This window comes from Erwinia sp. GW821-FHT03D09 (genome assembly GCF_059420805.1).
In genome coordinates this window covers 18,521-40,907 of sequence record NZ_JBWKUK010000005.1, presented here as the reverse complement: position 1 = coordinate 40,907, position 22,387 = coordinate 18,521, and the positions used below count along the sequence as shown (strand labels likewise).

Below are 22,387 nucleotides of genomic sequence, written 5' to 3'. Positions count from 1 at the left end.
GTTATTCCTGAACACCCGAAACTACCCCTTCATGCTAACCAGGTACGGCCCGTTGTGCCACGTGGCGAACAAATATTTACCGAAATCCGTTCAGCGCCCCATTTTTGTTCATTCGCTGCGCGCTGGTTGTGCATGACACATATCCTACCAGGTTAAATTCGTTAATATTCAATAAATTAAAAATTGGCACGCACTTTGCCATGTTGAATTCCATCTTGTATACCAGACGGAATTCAACATATGGCTTTAACCACAGGATTTACGTTACAGGACTGGCAGCATCATTATCAGCAGCATCCTGACGCGGTGTTGTCCACACTGGAGTCGCTGCTCTCCGGGCTTTCCACGGCGGATAATGCCTGGCTGTACCTTGCCTCCTCTGCTCAACTGCGGGCGCAGATTGAACCGCTGCTGACGGCCTGGCAACAGAACCCCAAATCGCTGCCGCTGTTTGGCGTGCCCTTCGCGGTTAAAGACAATATTGACGTCGCTGGCTGGCCGACCAGCGCCGCCTGCCCGGCCTTAACCTACGAGGCCGAGGCCGATGCCACTGCAGTCGCGAAGCTGAAAGCGGCCGGTGCCGTGGTGATTGGCAAAACTAACCTCGATCAGTTCGCCACCGGGCTGGTCGGCACGCGCTCACCGTTCGGCGTGGTCAGCAACACCTTTAACCCGGAATACGTCAGCGGCGGGTCCAGCTCCGGTTCCGCCTCGGTGACCGCCCGCGGCCTGGTCGGCTTTGCCCTCGGCACAGATACCGCCGGTTCCGGTCGCGTTCCCGCCGGGTTCAACAACATCGTCGGCCTGAAGCCGACCAAAGGCTGGCTGTCGGCGACCGGCATGCTGCCCGCCTGCCGCCTGAACGACACCATTTCGATTTTCGCTCTGACGGTTGAGGATGCCTTCCTCGTCGCCAGCTGCGCCGGTGGCTACGACAGCCAGGATGCCTACTCCCGCACCGACCCGGGCCTGGCTCCGGCTGCTATGTCATTAACGCCGCGCCTCGCCATCCCTGCTATTCCAGAGTTCTTCGGTGATGCACAGGCCGCCGCCGCGTGGGAAGCGGCACTGGCAGAACTGACTGCCGGAGGCGCGACGCTGCACCCGATTGATTTCACCCCATTCCACCAGCTGGCCGAGCAGCTTTACTATGGCCCGTGGGTGGCTGAACGTACCGTGGCGGTCGGTGACATGCTGAACAGGCCGAATGAGATGGACCCGGTGGTCTTCGGCATCGTCAACAGCGGCCATAACTACAGCGCCGTGGATACCTTTAAGGCCGAATACCTGCGCGCCGAACTCACCCGTCAGATCCAGCAAACCCTGAGCCAGTTTGATGCGCTGGTGGTGCCAACATCACCGACCATTCACACCCTCGAAGAGATGAAGCAGGAGCCGGTGCGCTACAACTCGCAGTTCGGCACCTATACCAACTTTACCAACCTCGCCGACCTGTCCGCGCTGGCGCTGCCCGGCCCGTTCCGTGCCGACGGCCTGCCTGCCGGGATAACCATTATCGCACCGGCCTGGTACGACCGCGCACTGGCAGGTTTTGGCCGCCGCTGGCAGCAGCAGCAGGCGTTAAGCCTTGGTGCAACCGGCCTGCCGCAGCCTGCAAGCGCTACCCCTCTGCCCGCGTCACCGCTACACGTGCGCGTTGCCGTGGTGGGCGCACACCTGACAGGCATGCCGCTGAACCCTCAGCTGACCCGTCGCGATGCCGTGCTGGTAGAAGAAACCACCACCGCCGCCTGCTACCGGCTGTACGCGCTGGCCAATACCACGCCAGCGAAACCCGGTCTGGTGAAAGACAGCGCGGGTGCAGCCATCACCGTTGAGCTGTGGGATATCCCGCTGGCCCGCTTCGGTGAATTCGTTGCAGAAATTCCGGCACCGCTGGGAATCGGAACGCTTGAACTGGCCGACGGCCGCACGGTGAAGGGCTTTATCTGCGAACCGGCAGCGCTGGCTGAAGCAACTGAAATCACCGCATTCGGAGGCTGGCGCAACTGGCTGGCCCGTCAGGAGACATCACATGTTTAATACCGTACTGATCGCCAACCGCGGCGAAATCGCCTGCCGCGCCATCCGCACCCTGAAGCGGCTGGGAATGACCAGCGTGGCAGTGTTCTCCGACGCGGACCGTAACGCCGAGCATGTGAGAGATGCTGATATTGCTATTGCGCTGGGCGGCGAGAAGGCCAGCGACAGCTATCTGAGAATGGACAAAATCCTCAACGCAGCAGTGGAAACCGGCGCTCAGGCTATCTGGCCGGGTTACGGCTTTCTGTCAGAGAGCCTGCCGTTTGCCGCCGCCTGCGAGGAGGCCGGGATTGTCTTTGTCGGCCCAACCGCACATCAGATCGGCGAATTTGGCCTGAAGCACCGGGCGCGTGAACTGGCCGCCGCCGCAGGCGTACCGATGACGCCGGGCACGCCCCTGCTCGCCTCGCTGGAGGAGGCGCTGGCCGCCGCAGAGCGGATTGGCTACCCGATTATGTTGAAAAGTACCGCAGGCGGCGGCGGTATCGGCCTGACCCGCTGTGCCGACGACGCAGCGCTGTGCAGCGCCTGGGAGAGCGTGCGCCGCCTCGGCGAGCAGTTCTTCAGCGATGCGGGGGTGTTCCTGGAACGCTGCATCGATCGCGCCCGCCACGTTGAGGTGCAAATCTTCGGCGACGGCCACGGCAAAGTGGTCGCCCTCGGCGAACGCGACTGTTCCTTACAGCGACGCAACCAGAAAGTGGTGGAGGAAACCCCGGCACCGAGCCTGCCTGCCGCCACGCGAAGTGCACTGCTTGAATCGGCGGTGAAGCTGGGCGAGCTGGTTAACTATCGCAGCGCCGGCACCGTGGAATATATCTACGATGCCGCCCGCGACGAGTTCTACTTTTTGGAAGTAAATACCCGTTTACAGGTGGAACATCCGGTCACCGAATGCGTGACCGGTCTGGACCTGGTGGAATGCATGCTGCAGGTGGCCGCAGGCGAGCAGCCCGACTGGGCGCGTATGGCCCAGGCACCGCAGGGCGCCTCGATTGAAGTGCGCATCTACGCGGAAGATCCGTTGAGGAACTTCCAGCCCAGCCCGGGCGTACTGACCGAAGTCAGCTTCCCGGACGACGTGCGCGTGGACAGCTGGATCGCCACCGGTACTGAAGTTTCCGCCTTCTACGATCCGATGATCGCCAAGCTGATCGTTCACGCGGAAAACCGCGAGGCGGCGCTGAAGAAAATGCAGATCGCGCTGAATCAGACCCGGCTGCACGGCATCGCCACCAACCTCGACTATCTGCGCCAGGTCGTCGCCACGGACGCCTTCCACAGCGGCAACGTGTGGACGCGCATGCTGGACAGCTTCAGCCCCGCATCGCCAGTAATTGAAGTCATTCAGCCGGGCACCTGGAGCAGCATCCAGGACTATCCGGGCCGCCTCGGCTACTGGGATATCGGCGTGCCGCCCTCCGGGCCAATGGATGATTACGCTTTCCGTCTGGCAAACCGCATCGTCGGCAACGCGGAAGAAGCCGCGGCGCTGGAATTTACTCTCCAGGGACCGACTTTACGCTTCCACAGCGATGCGCTGATCGCCCTGACCGGTGCCCGCTGCCCGGCCGCGCTGGACGATGAAGATGTTGCTTACTGGCAGCCGCTGGCGGTAAAAGCGGGCCAGACGTTGACGCTGGGCCGCGCGCAGCAGGGCTGTCGTACCTATCTTTCGGTACGTAACGGTTTCGACGTGCCGGAATACCTCGGCAGCCGTTCGACCTTTGCCCTGGGGCAATTTGGCGGCCATGCCGGGCGCACCCTCCGCGTGGCCGATATGCTGGCTATCTCGCAGCCCGAACTTGAAGCCTGCACCACGCCGGCCCCGGTCAGCGAACCTCAGGCGTTGGCGGCTCGCGCCCAGCCGGTCTACGGCGATGAGTGGCGCATCGGCGTGCTGTACGGGCCGCACGGCGCGCCCGACTTCTTTACCCAGCAGTCTATTGATGAATTCTTCGCCAGCGACTGGCACGTCCACTACAACTCAAACCGCCTTGGTGTGCGTCTGGTCGGGCCAAAACCCGGCTGGGCGAGGATTAACGGCGGCGAAGCCGGTCTGCATCCTTCCAACGTTCACGACTGCGAATACGCCATCGGCGCGATCAACTTTACCGGCGACTTCCCGGTGATCCTCACCCGCGACGGACCGAGCCTGGGCGGCTTTGTCTGCCCGGTGACCATCGCCAAGGCCGAACTGTGGAAAGTCGGTCAGGTAAAACCGGGCGACCGCCTGCGCTTCCACCCGATTAGTGCGGAAGAAGCCCACGCATTAGAACAGGCTCAGGCACGCAGCGTGGAAAACCTGAGCGCGCTGCATCTGCAGAGCTTTGCGGTGCCGTCGCTGGCGGAAACCGTCCACGGCTCCGCCACCATCCTCGCCGCACGTAAAGCCACTGCCACCACACCGACGGTGGTCTGGCGCCAGGCGGGCGACAACTACATCCTGCTGGAATACGGCGATAACGTTCTGGACCTGGCGCTACGCCTGCGTATCCACCTGCTGATGACCGCGCTGCGCGAGTTCGGCCAGCCCGGCGTCGAAGAGCTGTCGCCCGGCGTACGCTCGCTGCAAATTCGCTACGACAGCCGCATTCTCAGCCAGAAACAGCTGATGACGCTGCTGCAGGAGCTGGAGAAAAACCTCGGCGACGTCAGCCGGATGAAAGTGCCGTCGCGCATCGTGCATCTGCCGATGGCCTTCGAAGACAGCGCCACGCTGGGCGCAGTGGAACGTTACCAGGAGACTGTACGCGCCAGCGCGCCGTGGCTGCCGAACAACGTCGATTTCATTCAGCGCATTAACGGCCTCAGCAGCCGGGATGAAGTGAAAGACACGATCTTTGACGCCAGCTATCTGATCCTCGGTCTGGGCGACGTTTACCTCGGTGCGCCCTGTGCGGTGCCGATCGATCCGCGCCATCGTCTGCTGAGCTCGAAATATAACCCGGCGCGAACCTTCACCGCCGAAGGCACCGTCGGCATCGGCGGCATGTACATGTGCATCTACGGCATGGACTCCCCCGGCGGCTATCAGCTGGTGGGCCGCACGCTGCCTATCTGGAACAAATTCCTGAAAAACGATCAGTTTGCCGCGAACGAACCCTGGCTGCTGCACTTCTTCGACCAGGTGCGCTTTTATCCGGTCAGCGAAGCCGAGCTGGACGTGCTGCGTGATGACTTCCGCGAAGGTCGCGCCAGCGTGCGTATTGAACACAGCGAATTCGACTTTGCGGAACACACGCAGTTCCTCGCCGATAACGCCGAGTCCATCGCCGCCTTCCGCCAGCGCCAGGCCAGCGCCTTTGATACCGAAGTCGCTCTGTGGGCGCAGGAAGAGGAAGGTGCGCCGCACAGCAGCAGCGAAAATCTGCTGCCGCCGGAAGAAGACGACAGCGCCCTGCAGGTCAGCGCCGATATGAATGGCAACATCTGGAAAATACTGGTGCAGGAAGGCGACGTCGTTGAGGTCGGGCAGCCGCTGATCGTGGTAGAGGCGATGAAAATGGAGCTGGCGATTAACGCACCGCAGGCCGGTCGGGTAAAACGCATCGCCTGTCAGTCAGGCCGTCCGGTCAGCCCGGGCGATGCGCTGCTGTGGCTGGAGTAGGGATTTGAATATGCCGGGATCGCCGCAGAAAAACAGCAAAGATCGGCCGGAAGTGCTGGCCGATCGCGTCTACCACGCGCTGAAGAATGACATTTTCGACTTTCGCCTGATGCCGGGCGACCGCTTCAGCGAAAGCGAGATCGCCACACGTATGGCGGTCAGCCGTACCCCGGTGCGTCAGGCGCTGTTTCGCCTGGAGCGTGAAGGCTATGTCGAAGTGTGGAACCGCCTGGGCTGGCAGGTCCGTCAGTTTGACTTTGCGTACTTCGAGGAGCTGTACGACCTGCGCACGGTGCTGGAATGTGAGGCGGTGAAACGGCTGTGCCGTCTGCCTGCCCGCCAGTGCAGCAAGCTGCTCGACCGTCTGACGCGCTTCTGGATCGATGAACCGCGCCTGGCGGACTTTATCGCCGTTTCGCTGCATGACGAAGCCTTCCATATGGCGCTGGTGTCTGCCGCAGGCAACGAAGAGATGGCCCGTATCCACCGTGAGTTAACCGAAAAAATCCGCATCATCCGCCGCCTCGACTTCACCCGCGAGGATCGCGTTGATGCCACCTGGAACGAACACGCGAAAATTTTAGACGCGGTACTACACCAGCAAAGCGAGGAGGCCCAAAAAATTCTGACCGACCATATTGCCGTCAGCCGGGCAGAGGTCAGAAAAATCACATTGCATATGCTCCAGCAGGCGAGGCTACACACGGTTTCACCCACATAATCTTTTAAATAATTTCAGGGGATTACTGATGAAAAGACGTTCATTGCTCAAGGCCTTTGCACTTTCTGCCACCGTTATTGGCATGGGATTATCCTGGAACGCTCAGGCGGCCGACACCATTAAAGTCGGCATTATGCACTCACTCTCCGGCACCATGGCGATTTCCGAAACGCCGCTGAAAGATGTGGCGCTGATGACCATTGATGAGATCAACGCCAAAGGCGGCGTGCTGGGTAAAAAACTGGAACCGGTGGTGGTCGATCCCGCCTCTAACTGGCCGCTGTTTGCCGAAAAAGCCCGCCAGCTGCTGACCCAGGATAAAGCCGCCGTGGTGTTTGGCTGCTGGACATCGGTATCACGCAAGTCCGTTCTGCCGGTCTTTGAAGAGCTGAACGGCCTGCTGTTCTACCCGGTGCAGTATGAAGGTGAAGAGATGTCACCGAACGTGTTCTACACCGGTGCGGCGCCAAATCAGCAGGCGATCCCGGCAGTCGAGTATCTGATGAGTGAAGATGGCGGCTCGGCAAAACGCTTCTTCCTGCTGGGTACCGACTACGTTTATCCGCGCACCACCAACAAGATCCTGCGCGCTTTCCTGCACTCTAAAGGCGTGAAGGACAGCGATATCGAAGAGGTCTACACGCCGTTTGGCTACAGCGACTACCAGACTATCGTATCCAACATCAAAAAGTTCTCTGCCGGTGGCAAAACGGCGGTGGTTTCTACCATCAACGGCGACTCTAACGTGCCGTTCTACAAAGAGCTGGCGAACCAGGGCATCAAAGCAACCGATGTGCCGGTCGTCGCCTTCTCGGTAGGGGAAGAAGAGCTGCGCGGAATTGATACCAAACCGCTGGTCGGCAACCTGGCCGCGTGGAACTACTTCGAATCGGTGGATAATCCGGCTAACGCCAAATTCGTCGCGGCGTATAAAGCCTATGCCAAAGCGCACAAGCTGCCGAACGCCGATACCGTCGTGACCAACGACCCGATGGAAGCGACCTATGTCGGTATCCATATGTGGGCGCAGGCCGTAGAGAAAGCGGGCACCACCGACGTGGATAAAGTCCGTGCCGCGATGGCCGGACAGACCTTTGTCGCACCGGACGGCTTCACCCTGACCATGGATAAAACCAACCACCACCTGCACAAACCGGTAATGATTGGTGAAATCGAAGATAACGGCCAGTTCAACGTGGTGTGGCAGACCGATAAACCAGTTCGCGCCCAGCCGTGGAGCCCGTACATCGCCGGTAACGACAAAAAACCCGATCACCCGGTAAAAACCACTCACTGATTGTCCCGTTCCGAAGGGCCAGGCGCTGCCTGGCCCGCTGAAATTCATCGCACCCAAGAAAAGCGAGAGAGCACACTATGATGCGATTGCTGCTAATACTGCTGTTCAGCCTGCCATGCCTTGCCGTGGCCGGACCGGCAGCGGACTTTTCCGCCGCCAGCCGCAGCGATCAGCTGAAGATCCTCCAGCAGTGGGCCGCCGCGCCGGACCCTGCCCGCCTGCCGCTGTTGCAGGCCCTGCACGGTGAAACCGTGGTTCTCGACGAGAACAAACGGCCGTTCAACCAGATTAATAACCAGCTTATTCCGCTGGCAGACAGCGCAGCGCCTGCGGGAACCACCAAAAAGCTGTTTATGAATAACCGGCTGCGCACGATGATTGCCACCACGCTTGCCGCTCACCAGCTGGTCAGCCCGCAGGCCGCGACGCGGCTGAAGGCAGCCCGTGCGCTGCAAAATGATGCCCAGCCCGATCAGCTGCCGCTGCTGCGCCAGCGGCTGGCGACAGAGCAGGATAGCGATGTCCACGCAGTATTAGCCCAGGCCATTGCCGGGCTGCAGCTGACCGACGGCGATCCGCAGGTGCGCCTGCAGGCGGTCAGAGTGCTGGGCGAAACCAGCGATCCGCAAACCCAGGCCAGCCTGAAACACCTGCTGTCACCGCAAAATGAAGCGGATGCCGGCGTGCGGGCCGCCGCCGCCGACAGCCTGAAGCAGATCCGCCACCGTCTGATGCTGGGTGAGGTGCTCGGCCAGGCGTTTACCGGCCTGTCGCTGGGTTCCGTACTGCTGCTGGCGGCGCTCGGCCTGGCGATCACCTATGGGCTGCTGGGGGTGATTAACATGGCCCACGGCGAAATGCTGATGCTTGGCGCCTACGCCACCTGGATGGTACAGAACCTGTTTCAGCGCTTTGCCCCGGAGTGGCTGGCGTTTTATCCGCTACTGGCGCTGCCGGTAGCCTTCTTTATCACCGCCGCAATTGGCATGGCGCTGGAACGCACCATCATTCGCCATCTCTATGGCCGGCCGCTGGAAACACTGCTGGCCACCTGGGGCATCAGCCTGATGCTGATCCAGCTGGTGCGCGTGATATTCGGTACCCAGAACCTGGAGGTCGCTAATCCGGCCTGGCTCTCCGGCGGCATGCAGGTGCTGCCGAACCTCGTCCTGCCGTATAACCGACTTGCGGTGATGGTGTTTGTGATTGGCGTGCTGGTGCTGACCTGGCTCCTGCTGAATAAAACCCGTCTGGGCATGAACGTGCGGGCGGTGACGCAAAATCGCGCGATGGCAGACTGCTGCGGGGTGCCTACCGGGCGTGTCGATATGCTGGCCTTCGGCCTCGGCTCCGGCATTGCCGGGCTGGGCGGCGTGGCGCTTTCGCAGCTGGGCAACGTCGGGCCGGAGCTGGGTCAGGGCTATATTATCGACTCCTTCCTGGTGGTGGTGACCGGCGGCGTTGGCCAGCTGGCCGGCACGGTGGTGGCCGCGCTCGGCCTTGGTATTCTCAGTAAGTTACTGGAACCGCAGATCGGGGCCGTGCTCGGCAAAATCCTGATCCTCGTGCTGATCGTGCTGTTTATCCAGAAACGGCCGCAGGGGCTGTTCGCCTTTAAAGGAAGGGTGATTGACTGATGACGCAACCCATGACGTTAACCGTGGCGCAGAAAGCACCGCGCCTGACCCTTGGGCTGGGTACAGTGCTGATGCTGGCCCTGCTGGCCCTGCCGTTTTTCGCGCTGCTACCGCAGGATAACCCGCTGGCGCTCTCGACCTATACCCTGACGCTGATCGGTAAAATCCTCTGCTACGCCATTGTGGCGGTGGCGCTGGATCTGGTGTGGGGCTACGCCGGGCTGCTCTCGCTCGGCCACGGCCTGTTCTTCGCGCTGGGCGGCTATGCCATGGGCATGTACCTGATGCGCCAGGCCGCCGGCGATGGCCTGCCCGCCTTTATGTCCTTCCTGTCGTGGAGCGAGCTGCCGTGGTTCTGGGCAGGCACGCAGCACTTCGCCTGGGCACTGTGCCTGATCGTGCTGGTACCGGGCGTGCTGGCGCTGGTATTCGGCTGGTTTGCCTTCCGTTCGAAGATCAAAGGGGTCTACTTTTCGATCATGACCCAGGCACTGACCTACGCCGGGATGCTGCTGTTCTTCCGCAATGAAACCGGCTTTGGCGGTAACAATGGCTTTACCGGTTTTACCACCCTGCTCAGCTTCCCAATTACCGCTACCGAAACACGCATCGGGCTGTTTGTCGCCACGGTTCTGCTGCTGGTTATCAGCCTCGGCATCGGCTTTGCGCTGGCCCGCAGCAAGTTTGGTCGCGTGCTGACCGCGGTGCGCGATGCGGAAAACCGCCTGATGTTCTGCGGCTACGATCCGCGCGGTTTTAAGCTATTTGTCTGGACGCTGTCGGCGGTGCTGTGCGGCCTGGCCGGCGCGCTGTATGTGCCGCAGGTCGGCATTATCAATCCCGGCGAAATGTCGCCGACCAACTCGATTGAGGCCGCCATCTGGGTCGCCCTGGGCGGGCGCGGCACGCTGATTGGTCCGATGCTGGGTGCGGCCATCGTCAACGGCGCGAAGAGCTGGTTCACCGTTGCCTTCCCGGAGTTCTGGCTGTTTTTCCTGGGCCTGATGTTTATCCTCGTTACGCTGTTCCTGCCGCGTGGCGTGATTGGCCTGCTGCGCAGGAGGAAACATGACTGAACAACTGTTTACTCAGCCCCACCCGTCCGACCGCCACCGTGCGCAAACCGATCCGGTCCTCCAGTTGGACAAGATCAACGTCTCCTTTGACGGTTTCCGGGCGCTGACCGACCTGTCATTGCAGATTGGCGTGGGCGAGCTGCGCTGCATTATCGGCCCCAACGGTGCAGGCAAGACCACGCTGATGGACGTGATCACCGGGAAAACTCGCCCTGACAATGGCCGGGTGATCTACGACCAGGATACCGATCTTACAGCGCTGTCGCCGTCGGACATCGCCCGTATTGGGATTGGCCGCAAGTTCCAGAAACCGACGGTGTTTGAAGCGCTGACGGTGTTTGAAAATCTGGAAATCGCACTGAAGACCGATAAATCCGTCTGGGCCTGCCTGCGGGCAAAACTGAACGGCGAGCAGCAGGATCGGATTGATGAAGTGCTTGAGCTGTTGCGCCTTGGTGGCAGCCGCCAGCGTACCGCCGGGCTGCTCTCCCACGGCCAAAAACAGTTCCTTGAGATCGGTATGCTGCTGGTACAGGAACCGCATCTGCTGCTGCTGGACGAACCGGCTGCGGGTATGACCGATGCGGAAACCGAGTACACCGCTGAGCTGTTTCGGAGCCTGGCCGGGAAGCACTCGCTGATGGTGGTGGAACACGATATGGGCTTTGTGGAAACCATCGCCGATCACGTGACGGTATTGCATCAGGGGCAGGTGCTGGCGGAAGGATCGCTGCGCCAGGTGCAGGCCAACGAGCAGGTTATTGAAGTCTATCTGGGGCGCTGACATGTTAAAAGTATCGGAACTGAATCAGTACTACGGCGGCAGCCACATCCTGCGCGGACTGTCGTTTGAGGCTCGCCCGGGCGAGGTCACCTGCCTGCTGGGCCGTAACGGGGTCGGTAAAACCACTCTGCTGAAATGCCTGATGGGCCTGATCCCCGCCAAATCCGGCACCATCAGCTGGCAGGATAAGACCATCAACAGCCGCAAACCGCACCAGCGGGTGCAGGCCGGGATTGCCTACGTGCCGCAGGGCCGTGAGATCTTTCCCCGTCTGACGGTGGAAGAGAATCTGCTGATGGGTCTGGCGCGCTTTTCCGGCGCGCAGGGGGCTAAGGTCCCGGAGGAGATCTGGCAGCTGTTCCCGGTGCTGCTGGAGATGCGGCAGCGGCGCGGCGGCGATCTTTCCGGCGGCCAGCAGCAGCAGCTGGCGATCGGGCGGGCGCTGGCCTGTAAACCCCAGCTGCTAATCCTTGATGAGCCCACCGAAGGTATCCAGCCTTCGGTGATTAAAGAGATCGGTGCGGTGATCGCCGGGCTGGCGAAACGCGGCGATATGGCGATCCTGCTGGTGGAGCAGTTCTACGACTTCGCCGCCGAGCTGGCCGACAGCTATCTGGTGATGTCGCGCGGGGAGATCGTTCAGCGCGGTCGCGGCGAGGATATGGAAGCGGACGGCGTGCGCGGGCTGGTAGCAATTTAACGGGGCGCGCCATTTGCGGCGCTATCCTATTGAAGGTACACTCCAAATTGTCTGAAATGGCCAGGTTAATGTTGACCTTTATCGTCATTCGCCACATTGGAAGAACCATCATGGAAACCCGGCGCGACGAGCGCATAAACAAGCTGGCCCAGGCGCTGAAGCGCACCGATAAAATCCATCTGAAAGAGGCGGCTCAACTACTGGGCGTCTCTGAGATGACCATCCGCCGCGATCTGAATGAAGGTCCCGGCGCGGTGGTACTGCTCGGTGGCTATATCGTTGCCGATCCCATTCGCAATCAGAGCCACTACTTTGTCTCCGACCAGATGAGCCAGCACGTTGAACAAAAACGGCTACTTGGTCTGCGGGCGGCGGCACTGATTAATCCCAATGAGACGATCTATTTTGACTGCGGAACCACTATTCCGTGGATTATTGATGCTATTGATGACGATATGCCGTTTACCGCCGTTTGCTGTGCGGTGAATACCTTCCTCGCCCTTAAGGAAAAACCGGCCTGCCGGGTGATCCTCTGCGGCGGTGAGTTCCACCCCGATAATGCGATGTTTACCCCGTTGGGCCAGCTGTCGGTGATGGATAATCTCTGCCCGGATAAAGCCTTTATCTCCGCCGCTGGGGTGGATATAAAACAGGGTGCCAGCTGCTATAACCTCAACGAACTGCCGGTAAAGCTGCTGGCGCTTCAGCGTGCACATCAGCGGCTGCTGGTGGCTGACAGCAGCAAATTTGGCAAGGTGCTTCCGGCGCGTATCGCCGATCTCAGCGCCTTCGACGGGCTGATCAGCGATGCCGCTCCACCGCAGGATCTGGGAATTCCGGTGATCTGCCCGTAAAGCTGACCTCCCTCTCGGCAGCCATTTATTCCCTGCACGCTAAATAGTCTGATTTTCAAGCAGGCTTATCCGAAACGGAAGGTCGGTCCGGCTGTACGGCACGGCGACCGATAGCCCCTCAGGCTTTAAGATTGATCGTTAAGGATCGCCTCGCCGTCGCGCAGACGGCGCAGATTTTCACACACGCCAGCGACGATCCCGCTGATGGAAATATCGGTCACGCCACCGATATGCGGCGTGGCAATCACGTTGTGGCAGAATAATACGTCCTGCGGGTCCGGCGGTTCCTGCCAGAACACGTCCAGCCCGGCTCCGGCCAGCTGTCCGCTATCGAGCGCCGCCAGCAGTGCGCCCTTCTCAATCAATCCACCACGGCCCACGTTGATCAGGAAGCTGCCGGGCTTCATCTTCGCCAGCGCAGGTTCGTCAATAATATGATGCGTTTCCGGGTTATCCGGCAGGCTCAGCACCACAAAATCAGACTCAGCCAGCAGCTGCGGGAGCTGTTCCATAGTGCCCAGCCAGTCCAGCCGATGGCGGCGGGCAAACTCCGCTTCCACGCTGCGCTTTACGCCAATCGTCCGCATCTCAAACGCCGCCAGCCTCTGCGCCAGCGCCTTGCCGATGCCGCCGAGGCCCACCAGGCCAACGGTTTTTCCCTTTAGCCCAAGGCCAATCGGCTGCCCGAGCCGACGATCCGCCAGCATCTGCGGCACTTCGCTCGCCTTGCGCGCCAGGCCCAGCATCATCCAGATTGCCAGCTCGGCAACCGAATCCGCATTGCCGGAGATATCGGTCGGCACATTGGCCACCGCGATGCCACGGGCGCGGGCGGCGGCGATATCCACCCGCTCCAGCCCGGCACCCGACTGCTGGATCAGCTTCAGCCGATCGGCGGAGTGCAGCAGCGGCTCGCTCACCTGGGTCATGGTCGGGATCAGCGCATCAAACCCGGCCAGACTTTTCCCGGCCTGCTCTGCGGAAGCGATAAACTCAACGTCGGGCAGCGTCTCACGAAGCTGCTGGATCATACCGCCCCAGGCATTTTCTTGCGCTGCGATCAGGACTCTCATCGATATCTCCATGGTTTATAAGGCAAAAAAATTAGCATAGCGTTACATGGTGAGAAATCAAACAGATATCCGAATGTTGAAGCGATATCGGGATAATCCGCTGCAAGGTGGCTGTGATTAAGCGGGGAAAACAGCTAAACTCCGTGGTTTGAAGGGGCAACAGTGCGCCCTGCTAATAACTCAGACCATAAGAGGCTCAATCTACGTGGCTCAATTCGTCTATAGCATGCATCGTGTTGGCAAAGTCGTGCCGCCGAAGCGTCATATTCTAAAGAACATCTCACTCAGCTTCTTCCCGGGCGCCAAGATCGGCGTGCTCGGCCTGAACGGCGCGGGTAAATCTACCCTGCTGCGTATCATGGCCGGCATCGATAAAGATATCGAAGGCGAAGCGCGTCCGCAGCCTGGCATCAAAATTGGCTATCTGCCGCAGGAACCGCAGCTGAATCTGGAACACACCGTGCGCGAATCGGTGGAAGAAGCGGTTGCCGAAGTGGTGAGTGCGCTGAAAGGTCTGGACGAGGTGTACGCGAAGTACGCAGAGCCGGATGCAGACTTCGATAAACTGGCCGCACAGCAGGGCAAGTTTGAAGAGATTATCCAGGCGCACGACGGCCATAACCTCAACACTCAGCTGGAACGTGCCGCCGATGCGCTGCGCCTGCCGGACTGGGATGCGAAAATTGCTAATCTGTCCGGTGGTGAACGCCGCCGCGTGGCGCTGTGCCGCCTGCTGCTGGAAAAACCAGACATGCTGCTGCTGGACGAACCAACCAACCACCTGGACGCCGAGTCCGTAGCCTGGCTGGAACGCTTCCTGCACGACTTCGAAGGCACCGTTGTGGCGATTACCCACGACCGTTACTTCCTGGATAACGTGGCGGGCTGGATTCTGGAGCTGGACCGTGGCGAGGGTATTCCATGGGAAGGCAACTACTCCTCATGGCTGGAGCAGAAAGACGCGCGTCTGGCGCAGGAAGCATCAAGCGAAGCCGCACGCCGTAAATCGATTGAGAAAGAGCTGGAGTGGGTGCGTAAAGGCGCCAAAGGCCAGCAGTCGAAAGGTAAGGCACGTCTGGCTCGCTTCGAAGAGCTGAACAACACCGAATACCAGAAGCGGAACGAAACCAACGAGCTGTTTATTCCACCTGGAGCCCGTCTGGGTGACAAAGTGCTGGAAGTCAGCAACCTGCGTAAATCCTACGGCGACCGCCTGCTGATTGACGATCTGAGCTTTTCCGTACCGAAGGGCGCCATCGTCGGCATCATCGGCCCGAACGGCGCGGGTAAATCCACGCTGTTCCGCATGATGTCCGGCCAGGAACAGCCTGATTCCGGTGAAATCGTGCTGGGTGAAACCGTCAAGCTGGCCTCGGTCGATCAGTTCCGCGACAGCATGGACAACTCTAAAACCGTGTGGGAAGAAGTCTCCGGCGGGCAGGATATTATGCGCATCGGTAACACCGAGATGCCAAGCCGCGCCTACGTTGGCCGCTTTAACTTTAAAGGCGTCGATCAGGGCAAACGCGTAGGCGAACTGTCCGGCGGTGAGCGCGGTCGTCTGCACCTGGCGAAGCTGCTGCAGGTTGGCGGTAACATGCTGCTGCTCGATGAACCGACCAACGACCTGGATATCGAAACCCTGCGCGCGCTGGAAAACGCCCTGCTGGAGTTCCCGGGCTGTGCGATGGTTATCTCGCACGACCGCTGGTTCCTTGACCGTATCGCCACCCACATTCTGGATTACCAGGATGAAGGTAAGATCGAGTTCTTCGAAGGTAACTTCACCGAATACGAAGAGTACAAGAAACGCACGCTGGGCGCAGACGCGCTGGAGCCGAAGCGAATCAAGTATAAGCGTATGATTAAGTGATTTCAGGCGGCGGGTGACAACCTGCCGGCCCGGAACCCAGAAAACCGCCCTGTTACCGGGGCGGTTTTTTTTGCTGTCGTGCTATCGCCTGCCGCAATGGCTGTCGGCGACCGCATAAATGGATGCGCTTAGTATGGTTCCACCAGCGGACAAAATGTCAGACTGGGAACGATATTAATAACTAACACAGCGAAAATGGAAATGGATTATGGCATGAACTTACCAGCAATATTCAGGGGATTTATATCACAATGGCCGGTTAGTTTTTCACGGAGGATACAGCGGCAAAGGACTCCATAAAAATTCGCCAGCATCCGAATCGGTAAAAGGAGAGGGGCCGATCCCACGCGGAAGATACACAATCGGCGGATATACCAATAGCAAAGGCCCGATGACCATTATCCTGGAACCAAACAGCGGCAACGCTATGTATGGCAGAAGCCTGTTCAGGATCCACGGCGACAGTAGAGAACATCCGGGGGAAGCCTCCGAAGGCTGCATTATTATCTGGCCCGAGGCGAGAAGGGAAATCATTCATTCCGTAGACAGAGAGTTAATCGTGGAGTAACGATGAAAAAGTTTCTTTTGCTGGCGCTAATCGGCAGTACCGCCATGGCACAAGCAGCCACCCGCAATAGCGTCGAAAAAGATCTGGATTACTGTGCCACCGCAAAATCATGGGTCGCACAGAGAGTGATTCAGGCCGAATATTTAAAAAATAACCGGCTGCAACGCGAGAAAGCCACCTCGGTACTGATTAACCGCACGGCGCTGGTGAAAGAAAACGGCCCGATCATTCTGCCCGGCTGGGGGCCGCTGTATACGCAGACCACCGCGGTGACCATTCCCTGGTCCAGCAATCAGCAGAAACCCGTGAGCTATATTGTCACGGCGATCGTTTCGGCTGCAGAGTGTTCGTTAACCGAACCCGCGTATATCGCGCTTAACGTTGGGGAAGCCGCAGCGGATTAATTCAGGCTGCCTGCTTTACCACCATTACCGCTATTTTCTAAAGATGGTAAACAGGCAGTTTGATGACAATACCCATAACACTCAGTAAACGAACGAGAATACTGATATTCTTTTCGTATCGAAAAGTGTTCTCGTTAAATGTAAGTTTACGCACTAAGCGACCATGAACCATTTGGAATGTAGAAGTACTATTGCCAGATAAAACCAAATAAAATCGTATTTTTATGTAAAATAAAGGTGAAGCTGAAACCCGCCTGGTTTTTCAAATCCGCTGCCATCCTGTTATTTGACCTTGATGCTCCTCTCCGCCTTTTCTTATTAAAATGCAATGCAACTTTCCATCACTGTCGAAACCTATAATAATATTATCTCCAATATTTGCGATGTCCATTACTGAGTTTGACTGAAAGTAAAGACGGTACTCGCTTCGAGTGGGATGTTTTTCCCTTGCTTCATACCATGTTACCCCAGCTATTTCAGATATTCTCTCACCACGAACAGAAAATATAGCTTCGAATTATTTTTTTTCGCCGCCAAATATCTGTTGAAGTTCAAAAACACCATTAAACTCTCTTTGATGGGAAGACGATTTATCAACTTCAACACGGGTTAGGGTCTTGATACAGGCAGGGGCAAGTCGTAATGCTTTATGATGAGACATAGGGCATCCTTTCTAACCAGAAGATAAATTAATACAGCAATAGGGCTTAACTTTAACCTTTTGAGAAAACACAATAAATAGTTAAATTATTAATCAAATTGAATTTCAGTAAAAACATAAAGATGTCTTAATAAGATGGTAGAAAATACCATATTCTCACTGCCTTTAGCCTAATAATAGTGTTATTGAGGTGGCTGGCATGGCACTCTGCAGCAGACATGTTCGCTAGCGATAAAAATCCCCAAACACCGGTGACTTCATTGCAAACTCAATAAAGCTCGCCAGTGCAGGTGTATTCAGCTTCCGCCCCGGATAAACCAGCCACAGTTCATTGCCTTCCACTTCCCATTCCGGCAGCACCTGCTTTAATGTGCCTGCGGCTATCGCTTCCTCGGTCAGAAAGCGCGGCAGCAGCGTGATCCCGGCATGATTCAGCGCACACTCGCGGGCATACACCAGATTATCGGTCATATGGGTGGGCGGCAGCAGCCAGCGATAAAAGTCATTCCCATGCTTCAGCCCCCATTCGCTCCAGGCATGATGGGCAATGCAGCGGTGCTCTGAAAGCTGCCCAGGATCGCGCAGCTGCACATGTTGAGAAAGATACTCGGGCGAAGCCACCAGCAGCCGCTCGCAGTAGCCAATCCGGCGGCCAATCAGCGATGAATCCTGCGGCTGCCCGGTGCGCAACGCGATATCAAATCCTTCATGGACCAAATCGCGGATCTGATCGGAAACCAGCACCTCCAGCGTGACATCGGGATACGCCAGCTGAAACGCCGCGTTAAACCGCGCCAGCAGCGTAGCGCCGATTCCGGCAGGGGACGTGATGCGCAGCCGGCCGCTGGGGTTTTCTCTCAGACGTTCAATCGCCTGCCCGGCCCGCTCGCTGGCCTGCATCATCTCCTGGCAGTGAACCAGATAGCGTTCACCGGCAAAGGTCAAATTCAGCTGGCGAGTTGTGCGGTTAAGCAACCTCAGGCCCAGCGCCTGCTCTAGCTGGCTGATGCGCTGACTGACGCTGGATTTCGGCAGCCCGGCCCGTTTTGCTGCGGCGGTAAAGCTGCCGCATTCGGCCACCAACGCGAAGAGCGCCATATCCTGAAGCTGTCTGAACATAATTGTTCACCTGAGAAGAACACTGAGTGCGTTATTGTCCATCTTATCATCATCGCGCTGAGCTTCTACACTGGTGTTAACTCACTAAGGAGAACAGCATGACCATTAAAGCCATTGCCATTAACCCGGAAAACCCGCAGCAGTTCATTGAAATCCAGCAGCCGCAGCCAACTCCCGGCGAGTACGATTTGCTGGTGGAAGTTAAGGCCGTATCGGTTAACCCGGTCGATACCAAAGTACATAAAGGCGCTCAGAAGAACGGTTTGCAGCAGCCGCGTATTCTCGGCTGGGACGCCAGCGGCGTGGTGCTGGCCGTTGGCAGCAAGGTCAGCGGCTTTACTATCGGTGATGAAGTGTACTACGCCGGTGATATCACCCGCCCCGGCAGCAACGCCACGCAACAGCTGATTGACGCGCGTATTACCGGCCACAAGCCGCGTAATCTCGACTGGGCGCAGTCGGCGGCGATCCCGCTCACCGCGCTGACCGCGTGGGAAGGCCTGTTCGATCGTCTGCAGATCGACAAAGCAGCAGAAGGTAAAACACTGCTGATCGTCGGCGGTGCGGGCGGCGTGGGATCGCTGGCGATCCCGTTTGCTAAACTGCACAGCAAAGTAAAAGTGATCGCCACCGCTTCACGCCCGGATTCCGCACAGTGGTGTCAGGATCGCGGTGCCGACCTGGTGATTGACTATAAAGATATGGCGGCGGAGCTGGCGAAGCACGGACTCAAATACGTGGATTACATCTTCTGCCTGAACGATACCGACGGACACTGGGATGCAATGAGCCAGATCGTCGCGCCGCAGGGCCAGATTTGTACCATCGTGGAAAACGAGAAGCCGCTAAGCATGGATCAGCTGAAGCTGAAAAGCGCGGCGCTGCATTTTGAGTTTATGTACACCCGTAGCATGTTCACTACCGACGATATTGCTCGTCAGGGCGAGATCCTGGACGCGACGGCTAAACTGCTGGATGAGGGGAAAATTGCTACCTCACTCAGCAAAATGCTGCATGGCCTGAGTGTGGAGACATTGACCGAGGCACATCATCTGGTGCTGGAAGGCCATATGCGTGGCAAAGTGGTGATTGTGTATTGAGTCGGAGCAGGTTCAGCATTTGGGCTCATGCCGATTGCCGCTCGTCAGATTGAGGCCGGGCCCAATGACAGCGGCACCGTAATGCGGAATCCGTCTATCTCTCCACCGTGACAATGCGGTGGAGAGAGTTTACGGCAGCAATGAAACCCTTCCACCGCTGCCGGTTGCAGCAGGAAACGTTTACAGCCCCCGGGTATTGCCGCCTTTACTGCGCGCCCAGCATCTCCTTCACCAGATCCACGCAGCGCAGGAAGCGTTCGTCATAATTATCCTGCTCGACGTGAACAAAGCTGATGCCGTTCTCATTCAGCATCGATACCAGCAGTTCCTGGAACTCTTTGCGATCGACCGAGCTCCCCAGGCTGCGCAGGCCGTCGGCCACCCACGGTACGTTGTTCTCCACCAGAATCACCAGGTCGAAGCGGTACTCATCGATCAGCGCCTGCACAAAAGGATGTTCGCGCCCTTCATACTTCTTGCAGAAGGCCTGAGTCGTGACAAAATCAGTGTCGATAAAGGCCACTTTATTGGCGTATTTCACCGCGAAATCAATGTACTGAGCCTGCCCCAGCGCAATTTTATCGTAGTCGGAATACTGTAGCGCCATCTCATCGCCGCCAAGGTGCGAGAAGACATAATCGCGGCCAAACTCCCATGCGCTGGTCGTGTTGAAGATGTTCGCCAGCTTGTTGACCAGCGTCGATTTCCCGCTGGACTCGCCGCCGAGGATCGCCACGGTGCGCACGAAGAACGGCTTCACTTCGGTGGGAATGTATTCCCAGTAACGGAACGGGTCCTGGCGGATCTGCCCGCCGCTGATGCTCATAAACGATCGCTGCGGATCGATAACCACCGTATCTACGCCCAGATGCGTTTTAAACTGCGGCGCATCGCCCTCTTCGCTGGTATAGATGCGGTCGGGCACGATACCATGATCGTCCATAAAGGCGCGGACGCCTTCACTCCACACATCCCAGCCGTGGGGATAAGGTTCCATACCCTCTTCGTTAAACGAGTGGATACGGATATTTTTCTGGTACTTAAAGGTCTGCAACAGCCAGCGCAGGCGGTCGCTGACGGTTGGCTGCTGCGACATCGCGCTGTCTTCAAACAACTTTCTGTCGCGCGGTTCATCATAGCCCATGATGATATGCAGCTCGTCTACCTGACTGCAGGCACGCTGGATCAGATAAATATGGCCGGTATGCAGGGGATAAAATTTACCGAACACCACGCCAATGGTCTTTTCGCAGCGCGGAAACTCCAGGCCCAGGAAGCGGTGCAGCGCTTCCAGCTTTTGCGCGCTGGGGCTTTTGATTTTGGCATTCAGCAGCTGGCTCAGGTAGCCCTTGGTCATGCCGCTGGCGTCAGCAACCTGCTGCAGCGTGCAGCCCTGCTGGCGAATGGCGGTTTTCAGATAATCAAACGACGACACAACATGCCTCCTGCGCGATCGGTGGGCCAGTTCGGCCCGTCCTGTCTTATTATAGGTCGTCAAGAATCGCCAGCGCGTCCGCCAGCTTCTTCACTCCGTAAACCTTCATATTTTCCGGCATTTTCTTCGGTACGTTAGCAGCGGGAACGATAGCACGGCGGAAACCGTGTTTAGCCGCTTCAGAAATTCGCTCCTGGCCGCTCGGCACCGGACGGATCTCCCCGGCCAGGCCAACTTCACCGAACACCACCAGATCCTGCGGCAGTGGACGATCGCGCAGGCTGGAGACCATCGACAGCATCAGCGCCAGATCCGCACTGGTTTCGGTGACCTTCACACCGCCCACCACGTTAACAAAGACATCCTGGTCGGCCATTTGCAGACCACCGTGGCGATGCAGCACCGCAAGCAGGATCGCCAGGCGGTTCTGCTCCAGCCCCACCGCCACGCGGCGCGGATTGCCCATCATCGAGTGATCGACCAGCGCCTGAATCTCTACCAGTAGCGGCCGCGTTCCTTCCCACAGCACCATTACCGAGCTGCCCGAAGTGACTTCATCACCGCGACTGAGGAAAATCGCCGACGGGTTGCTGACTTCACGCAGGCCCTGCTCGGTCATGGCAAACACGCCCAGTTCATTCACCGCGCCAAAACGGTTTTTATGGCTGCGTAACGTACGAAAACGGGAATCGGCATCGCCGTCCAACAGTACCGAACAGTCGATGCAGTGCTCCAGCACCTTGGGACCGGCCAGCGATCCGTCTTTAGTGACGTGGCCGACCATCACGATGGCCACGCCGCGGGTTTTGGCGAAGCGCGTCAGATAGGCAGCGGTTTCACGCACCTGCGCCACACTGCCCGGCGACGACTGGATGTCCGCCATATGCATCACCTGAATGGAGTCGATCACCATCAGCTTCGGCTGTTCCTGCTCGGCGATCAGGCAGATCTGCTCAATGCTGGTTTCCGACAGCATATTCAGATTTTCGGTCGGCAGCCCCAGACGATACGCGCGCATGGCCACCTGCTGCAGTGACTCTTCCCCCGTAACATAGAGGGTTTTCATTCCCTCCGACAGCTTACAGAGGGTTTGCAGCAGCAGCGTACTCTTGCCCGCCCCCGGGTTACCGCCGATCAGAATCGCACTGCCCGGCACCACGCCGCCGCCCAGCACACGGTCAAACTCTTTAAACCCGGTGGTGAAGCGCGGCAGCGCCTCAAGGCTGATTTCCGACAGCTTCTGCACGCGGCTGGTACCGGCACTGCCGGCGTAGCCTGACAGGCGCTCGTTGCGCGCAGCAGCAGGAGACGCGGCCAGCCGCACCTCGGTGATGGTATTCCAGGCATGGCAGGCGCTGCATTGCCCCTGCCAGCGCGGATAGTCTGCGCCACATTCGTTACAGACAAAGGCGCGTTTTACCGCTTTAGCCAA

At 58.5% G+C, this 22,387-nt stretch carries 17 protein-coding genes and 1 pseudogene; 13 read left to right on the top strand and 5 right to left on the bottom strand.

The genetic code is table 11. The annotated features are described in order from the left end of the window. The first annotated feature begins 240 nt into the window (after nucleotides 1-240). From atzF to deoR, 9 genes are all read left to right on the top strand, one after another. A complete protein-coding gene (atzF, locus tag AC07U6_RS06025) occupies nucleotides 241-2,043 on the top strand; it encodes an allophanate hydrolase (protein WP_494761496.1) in 1,803 nt (600 codons plus the stop codon). Then, complete coding sequence (gene uca / locus AC07U6_RS06020) at nucleotides 2,036-5,653, top strand: urea carboxylase (RefSeq protein ID WP_494761495.1); 3,618 nt, start codon at nucleotides 2,036-2,038, stop codon at nucleotides 5,651-5,653. The genes atzF and uca overlap by 8 nt, the downstream gene beginning before the upstream one ends. Before the next feature lie 10 nt (nucleotides 5,654-5,663). Beyond that, nucleotides 5,664-6,374 (top strand): GntR family transcriptional regulator, encoded by a 711-nt coding sequence (locus AC07U6_RS06015; RefSeq protein WP_494761494.1) that lies wholly within the window; start codon nucleotides 5,664-5,666, stop codon nucleotides 6,372-6,374. Nucleotides 6,375-6,402: 28 nt separating this feature from the next. Next, a complete protein-coding gene (gene urtA, locus AC07U6_RS06010; protein WP_494761493.1) occupies nucleotides 6,403-7,671 on the top strand; it encodes an urea ABC transporter substrate-binding protein in 1,269 nt (422 codons plus the stop codon). Nucleotides 7,672-7,748: 77 nt separating this feature from the next. Further along, nucleotides 7,749-9,308, top strand: coding sequence for an urea ABC transporter permease subunit UrtB (urtB, locus tag AC07U6_RS06005; protein WP_494761492.1), 1,560 nt, complete (start codon nucleotides 7,749-7,751; stop codon nucleotides 9,306-9,308). Continuing rightward, nucleotides 9,308-10,384 carry an urea ABC transporter permease subunit UrtC gene (gene urtC, locus AC07U6_RS06000; RefSeq protein ID WP_494761491.1) on the top strand — a complete coding sequence of 359 codons (1,077 nt, stop codon included), beginning with the start codon at nucleotides 9,308-9,310 and terminating at the stop codon, nucleotides 10,382-10,384. The genes urtB and urtC overlap by 1 nt, the downstream gene beginning before the upstream one ends. Then, nucleotides 10,377-11,168: an urea ABC transporter ATP-binding protein UrtD gene (gene urtD / locus AC07U6_RS05995; protein ID WP_494761490.1), complete on the top strand. Its 792-nt coding sequence runs from the start codon at nucleotides 10,377-10,379 to the stop codon at nucleotides 11,166-11,168. Before urtC ends, urtD begins: the two co-directional genes overlap by 8 nt. Nucleotide 11,169: 1 nt before the next feature. Further along, entirely contained in the window at nucleotides 11,170-11,868 is a 699-nt protein-coding gene (gene urtE / locus AC07U6_RS05990; RefSeq protein ID WP_494761489.1) for an urea ABC transporter ATP-binding subunit UrtE, read from the top strand. A gap of 110 nt (nucleotides 11,869-11,978) precedes the next feature. Next, nucleotides 11,979-12,722 carry a DNA-binding transcriptional repressor DeoR gene (gene deoR / locus AC07U6_RS05985; RefSeq protein WP_494764432.1) on the top strand — a complete coding sequence of 248 codons (744 nt, stop codon included), beginning with the start codon at nucleotides 11,979-11,981 and terminating at the stop codon, nucleotides 12,720-12,722. Between the two features lie 125 nt (nucleotides 12,723-12,847). Here the strand turns inward: deoR and AC07U6_RS05980 are convergent, their stop codons facing one another. Beyond that, on the bottom strand, nucleotides 12,848-13,795 hold the full coding sequence (locus tag AC07U6_RS05980; protein ID WP_494761488.1) for an NAD(P)-dependent oxidoreductase: 948 nt from the start codon (nucleotides 13,793-13,795) through the stop codon (nucleotides 12,848-12,850). A gap of 205 nt (nucleotides 13,796-14,000) precedes the next feature. Here AC07U6_RS05980 and ettA point away from each other — a divergent pair, with 205 nt between their 5' ends. The 3 genes and pseudogenes from ettA to AC07U6_RS05965 all read left to right on the top strand — a co-directional run bounded on the left by ettA (nucleotide 14,001) and on the right by AC07U6_RS05965 (nucleotide 16,640). Next, the gene (gene ettA, locus AC07U6_RS05975; protein ID WP_200545115.1) at nucleotides 14,001-15,668 is read left to right on the top strand and encodes an energy-dependent translational throttle protein EttA; all 1,668 of its coding nucleotides are present in this window, start codon (nucleotides 14,001-14,003) and stop codon (nucleotides 15,666-15,668) included. Nucleotides 15,669-15,954: 286 nt separating this feature from the next. Continuing rightward, nucleotides 15,955-16,236 (top strand): annotated as a pseudogene (locus AC07U6_RS05970) (tlde1 domain-containing protein); the annotation flags it as partial. A 2-nt stretch (nucleotides 16,237-16,238) separates the two neighbouring features. Continuing rightward, a complete protein-coding gene (locus AC07U6_RS05965; protein ID WP_494761487.1) occupies nucleotides 16,239-16,640 on the top strand; it encodes a hypothetical protein in 402 nt (133 codons plus the stop codon). Between the two features lie 517 nt (nucleotides 16,641-17,157). Here the strand turns inward: AC07U6_RS05965 and AC07U6_RS05960 are convergent. Together AC07U6_RS05960 and AC07U6_RS05955 are read right to left on the bottom strand one after the other, a co-directional pair. Next, complete coding sequence (locus AC07U6_RS05960; RefSeq protein ID WP_494761486.1) at nucleotides 17,158-17,301, bottom strand: hypothetical protein; 144 nt, start codon at nucleotides 17,299-17,301, stop codon at nucleotides 17,158-17,160. A gap of 225 nt (nucleotides 17,302-17,526) precedes the next feature. Continuing rightward, entirely contained in the window at nucleotides 17,527-18,423 is an 897-nt protein-coding gene (locus AC07U6_RS05955; RefSeq protein ID WP_494764431.1) for a LysR family transcriptional regulator, read from the bottom strand. Between the two features lie 95 nt (nucleotides 18,424-18,518). On the opposite strand from AC07U6_RS05955, the gene AC07U6_RS05950 reads away from it, so the two are divergent. Further along, nucleotides 18,519-19,520: a zinc-binding alcohol dehydrogenase family protein gene (locus tag AC07U6_RS05950; protein ID WP_494761485.1), complete on the top strand. Its 1,002-nt coding sequence runs from the start codon at nucleotides 18,519-18,521 to the stop codon at nucleotides 19,518-19,520. A 205-nt stretch (nucleotides 19,521-19,725) separates the two neighbouring features. Here the strand turns inward: AC07U6_RS05950 and nadR are convergent, their stop codons facing one another. Continuing rightward, on the bottom strand, nucleotides 19,726-20,955 hold the full coding sequence (nadR, locus tag AC07U6_RS05945) for a multifunctional transcriptional regulator/nicotinamide-nucleotide adenylyltransferase/ribosylnicotinamide kinase NadR (RefSeq protein ID WP_494761484.1): 1,230 nt from the start codon (nucleotides 20,953-20,955) through the stop codon (nucleotides 19,726-19,728). A gap of 49 nt (nucleotides 20,956-21,004) precedes the next feature. After that, nucleotides 21,005-22,387: a DNA repair protein RadA gene (radA, locus tag AC07U6_RS05940; protein ID WP_494761483.1), complete on the bottom strand. Its 1,383-nt coding sequence runs from the start codon at nucleotides 22,385-22,387 to the stop codon at nucleotides 21,005-21,007.

Coding starts and splice junctions, on each gene's coding strand:
- atzF (WP_494761496.1), top strand. CDS start 241: ATGGCTTTAACCACAGGATTTACGTTACAGGACTGGCAGCATCATTAT.
- uca (WP_494761495.1), top strand. CDS start 2,036: ATGTTTAATACCGTACTGATCGCCAACCGCGGCGAAATCGCCTGCCGC.
- AC07U6_RS06015 (WP_494761494.1), top strand. CDS start 5,664: ATGCCGGGATCGCCGCAGAAAAACAGCAAAGATCGGCCGGAAGTGCTG.
- urtA (WP_494761493.1), top strand. CDS start 6,403: ATGAAAAGACGTTCATTGCTCAAGGCCTTTGCACTTTCTGCCACCGTT.
- urtB (WP_494761492.1), top strand. CDS start 7,749: ATGATGCGATTGCTGCTAATACTGCTGTTCAGCCTGCCATGCCTTGCC.
- urtC (WP_494761491.1), top strand. CDS start 9,308: ATGACGCAACCCATGACGTTAACCGTGGCGCAGAAAGCACCGCGCCTG.
- urtD (WP_494761490.1), top strand. CDS start 10,377: ATGACTGAACAACTGTTTACTCAGCCCCACCCGTCCGACCGCCACCGT.
- urtE (WP_494761489.1), top strand. CDS start 11,170: ATGTTAAAAGTATCGGAACTGAATCAGTACTACGGCGGCAGCCACATC.
- deoR (WP_494764432.1), top strand. CDS start 11,979: ATGGAAACCCGGCGCGACGAGCGCATAAACAAGCTGGCCCAGGCGCTG.
- AC07U6_RS05980 (WP_494761488.1), bottom strand. CDS start 13,795: ATGAGAGTCCTGATCGCAGCGCAAGAAAATGCCTGGGGCGGTATGATC.
- AC07U6_RS05965 (WP_494761487.1), top strand. CDS start 16,239: ATGAAAAAGTTTCTTTTGCTGGCGCTAATCGGCAGTACCGCCATGGCA.
- AC07U6_RS05960 (WP_494761486.1), bottom strand. CDS start 17,301: ATGTCTCATCATAAAGCATTACGACTTGCCCCTGCCTGTATCAAGACC.
- AC07U6_RS05950 (WP_494761485.1), top strand. CDS start 18,519: ATGACCATTAAAGCCATTGCCATTAACCCGGAAAACCCGCAGCAGTTC.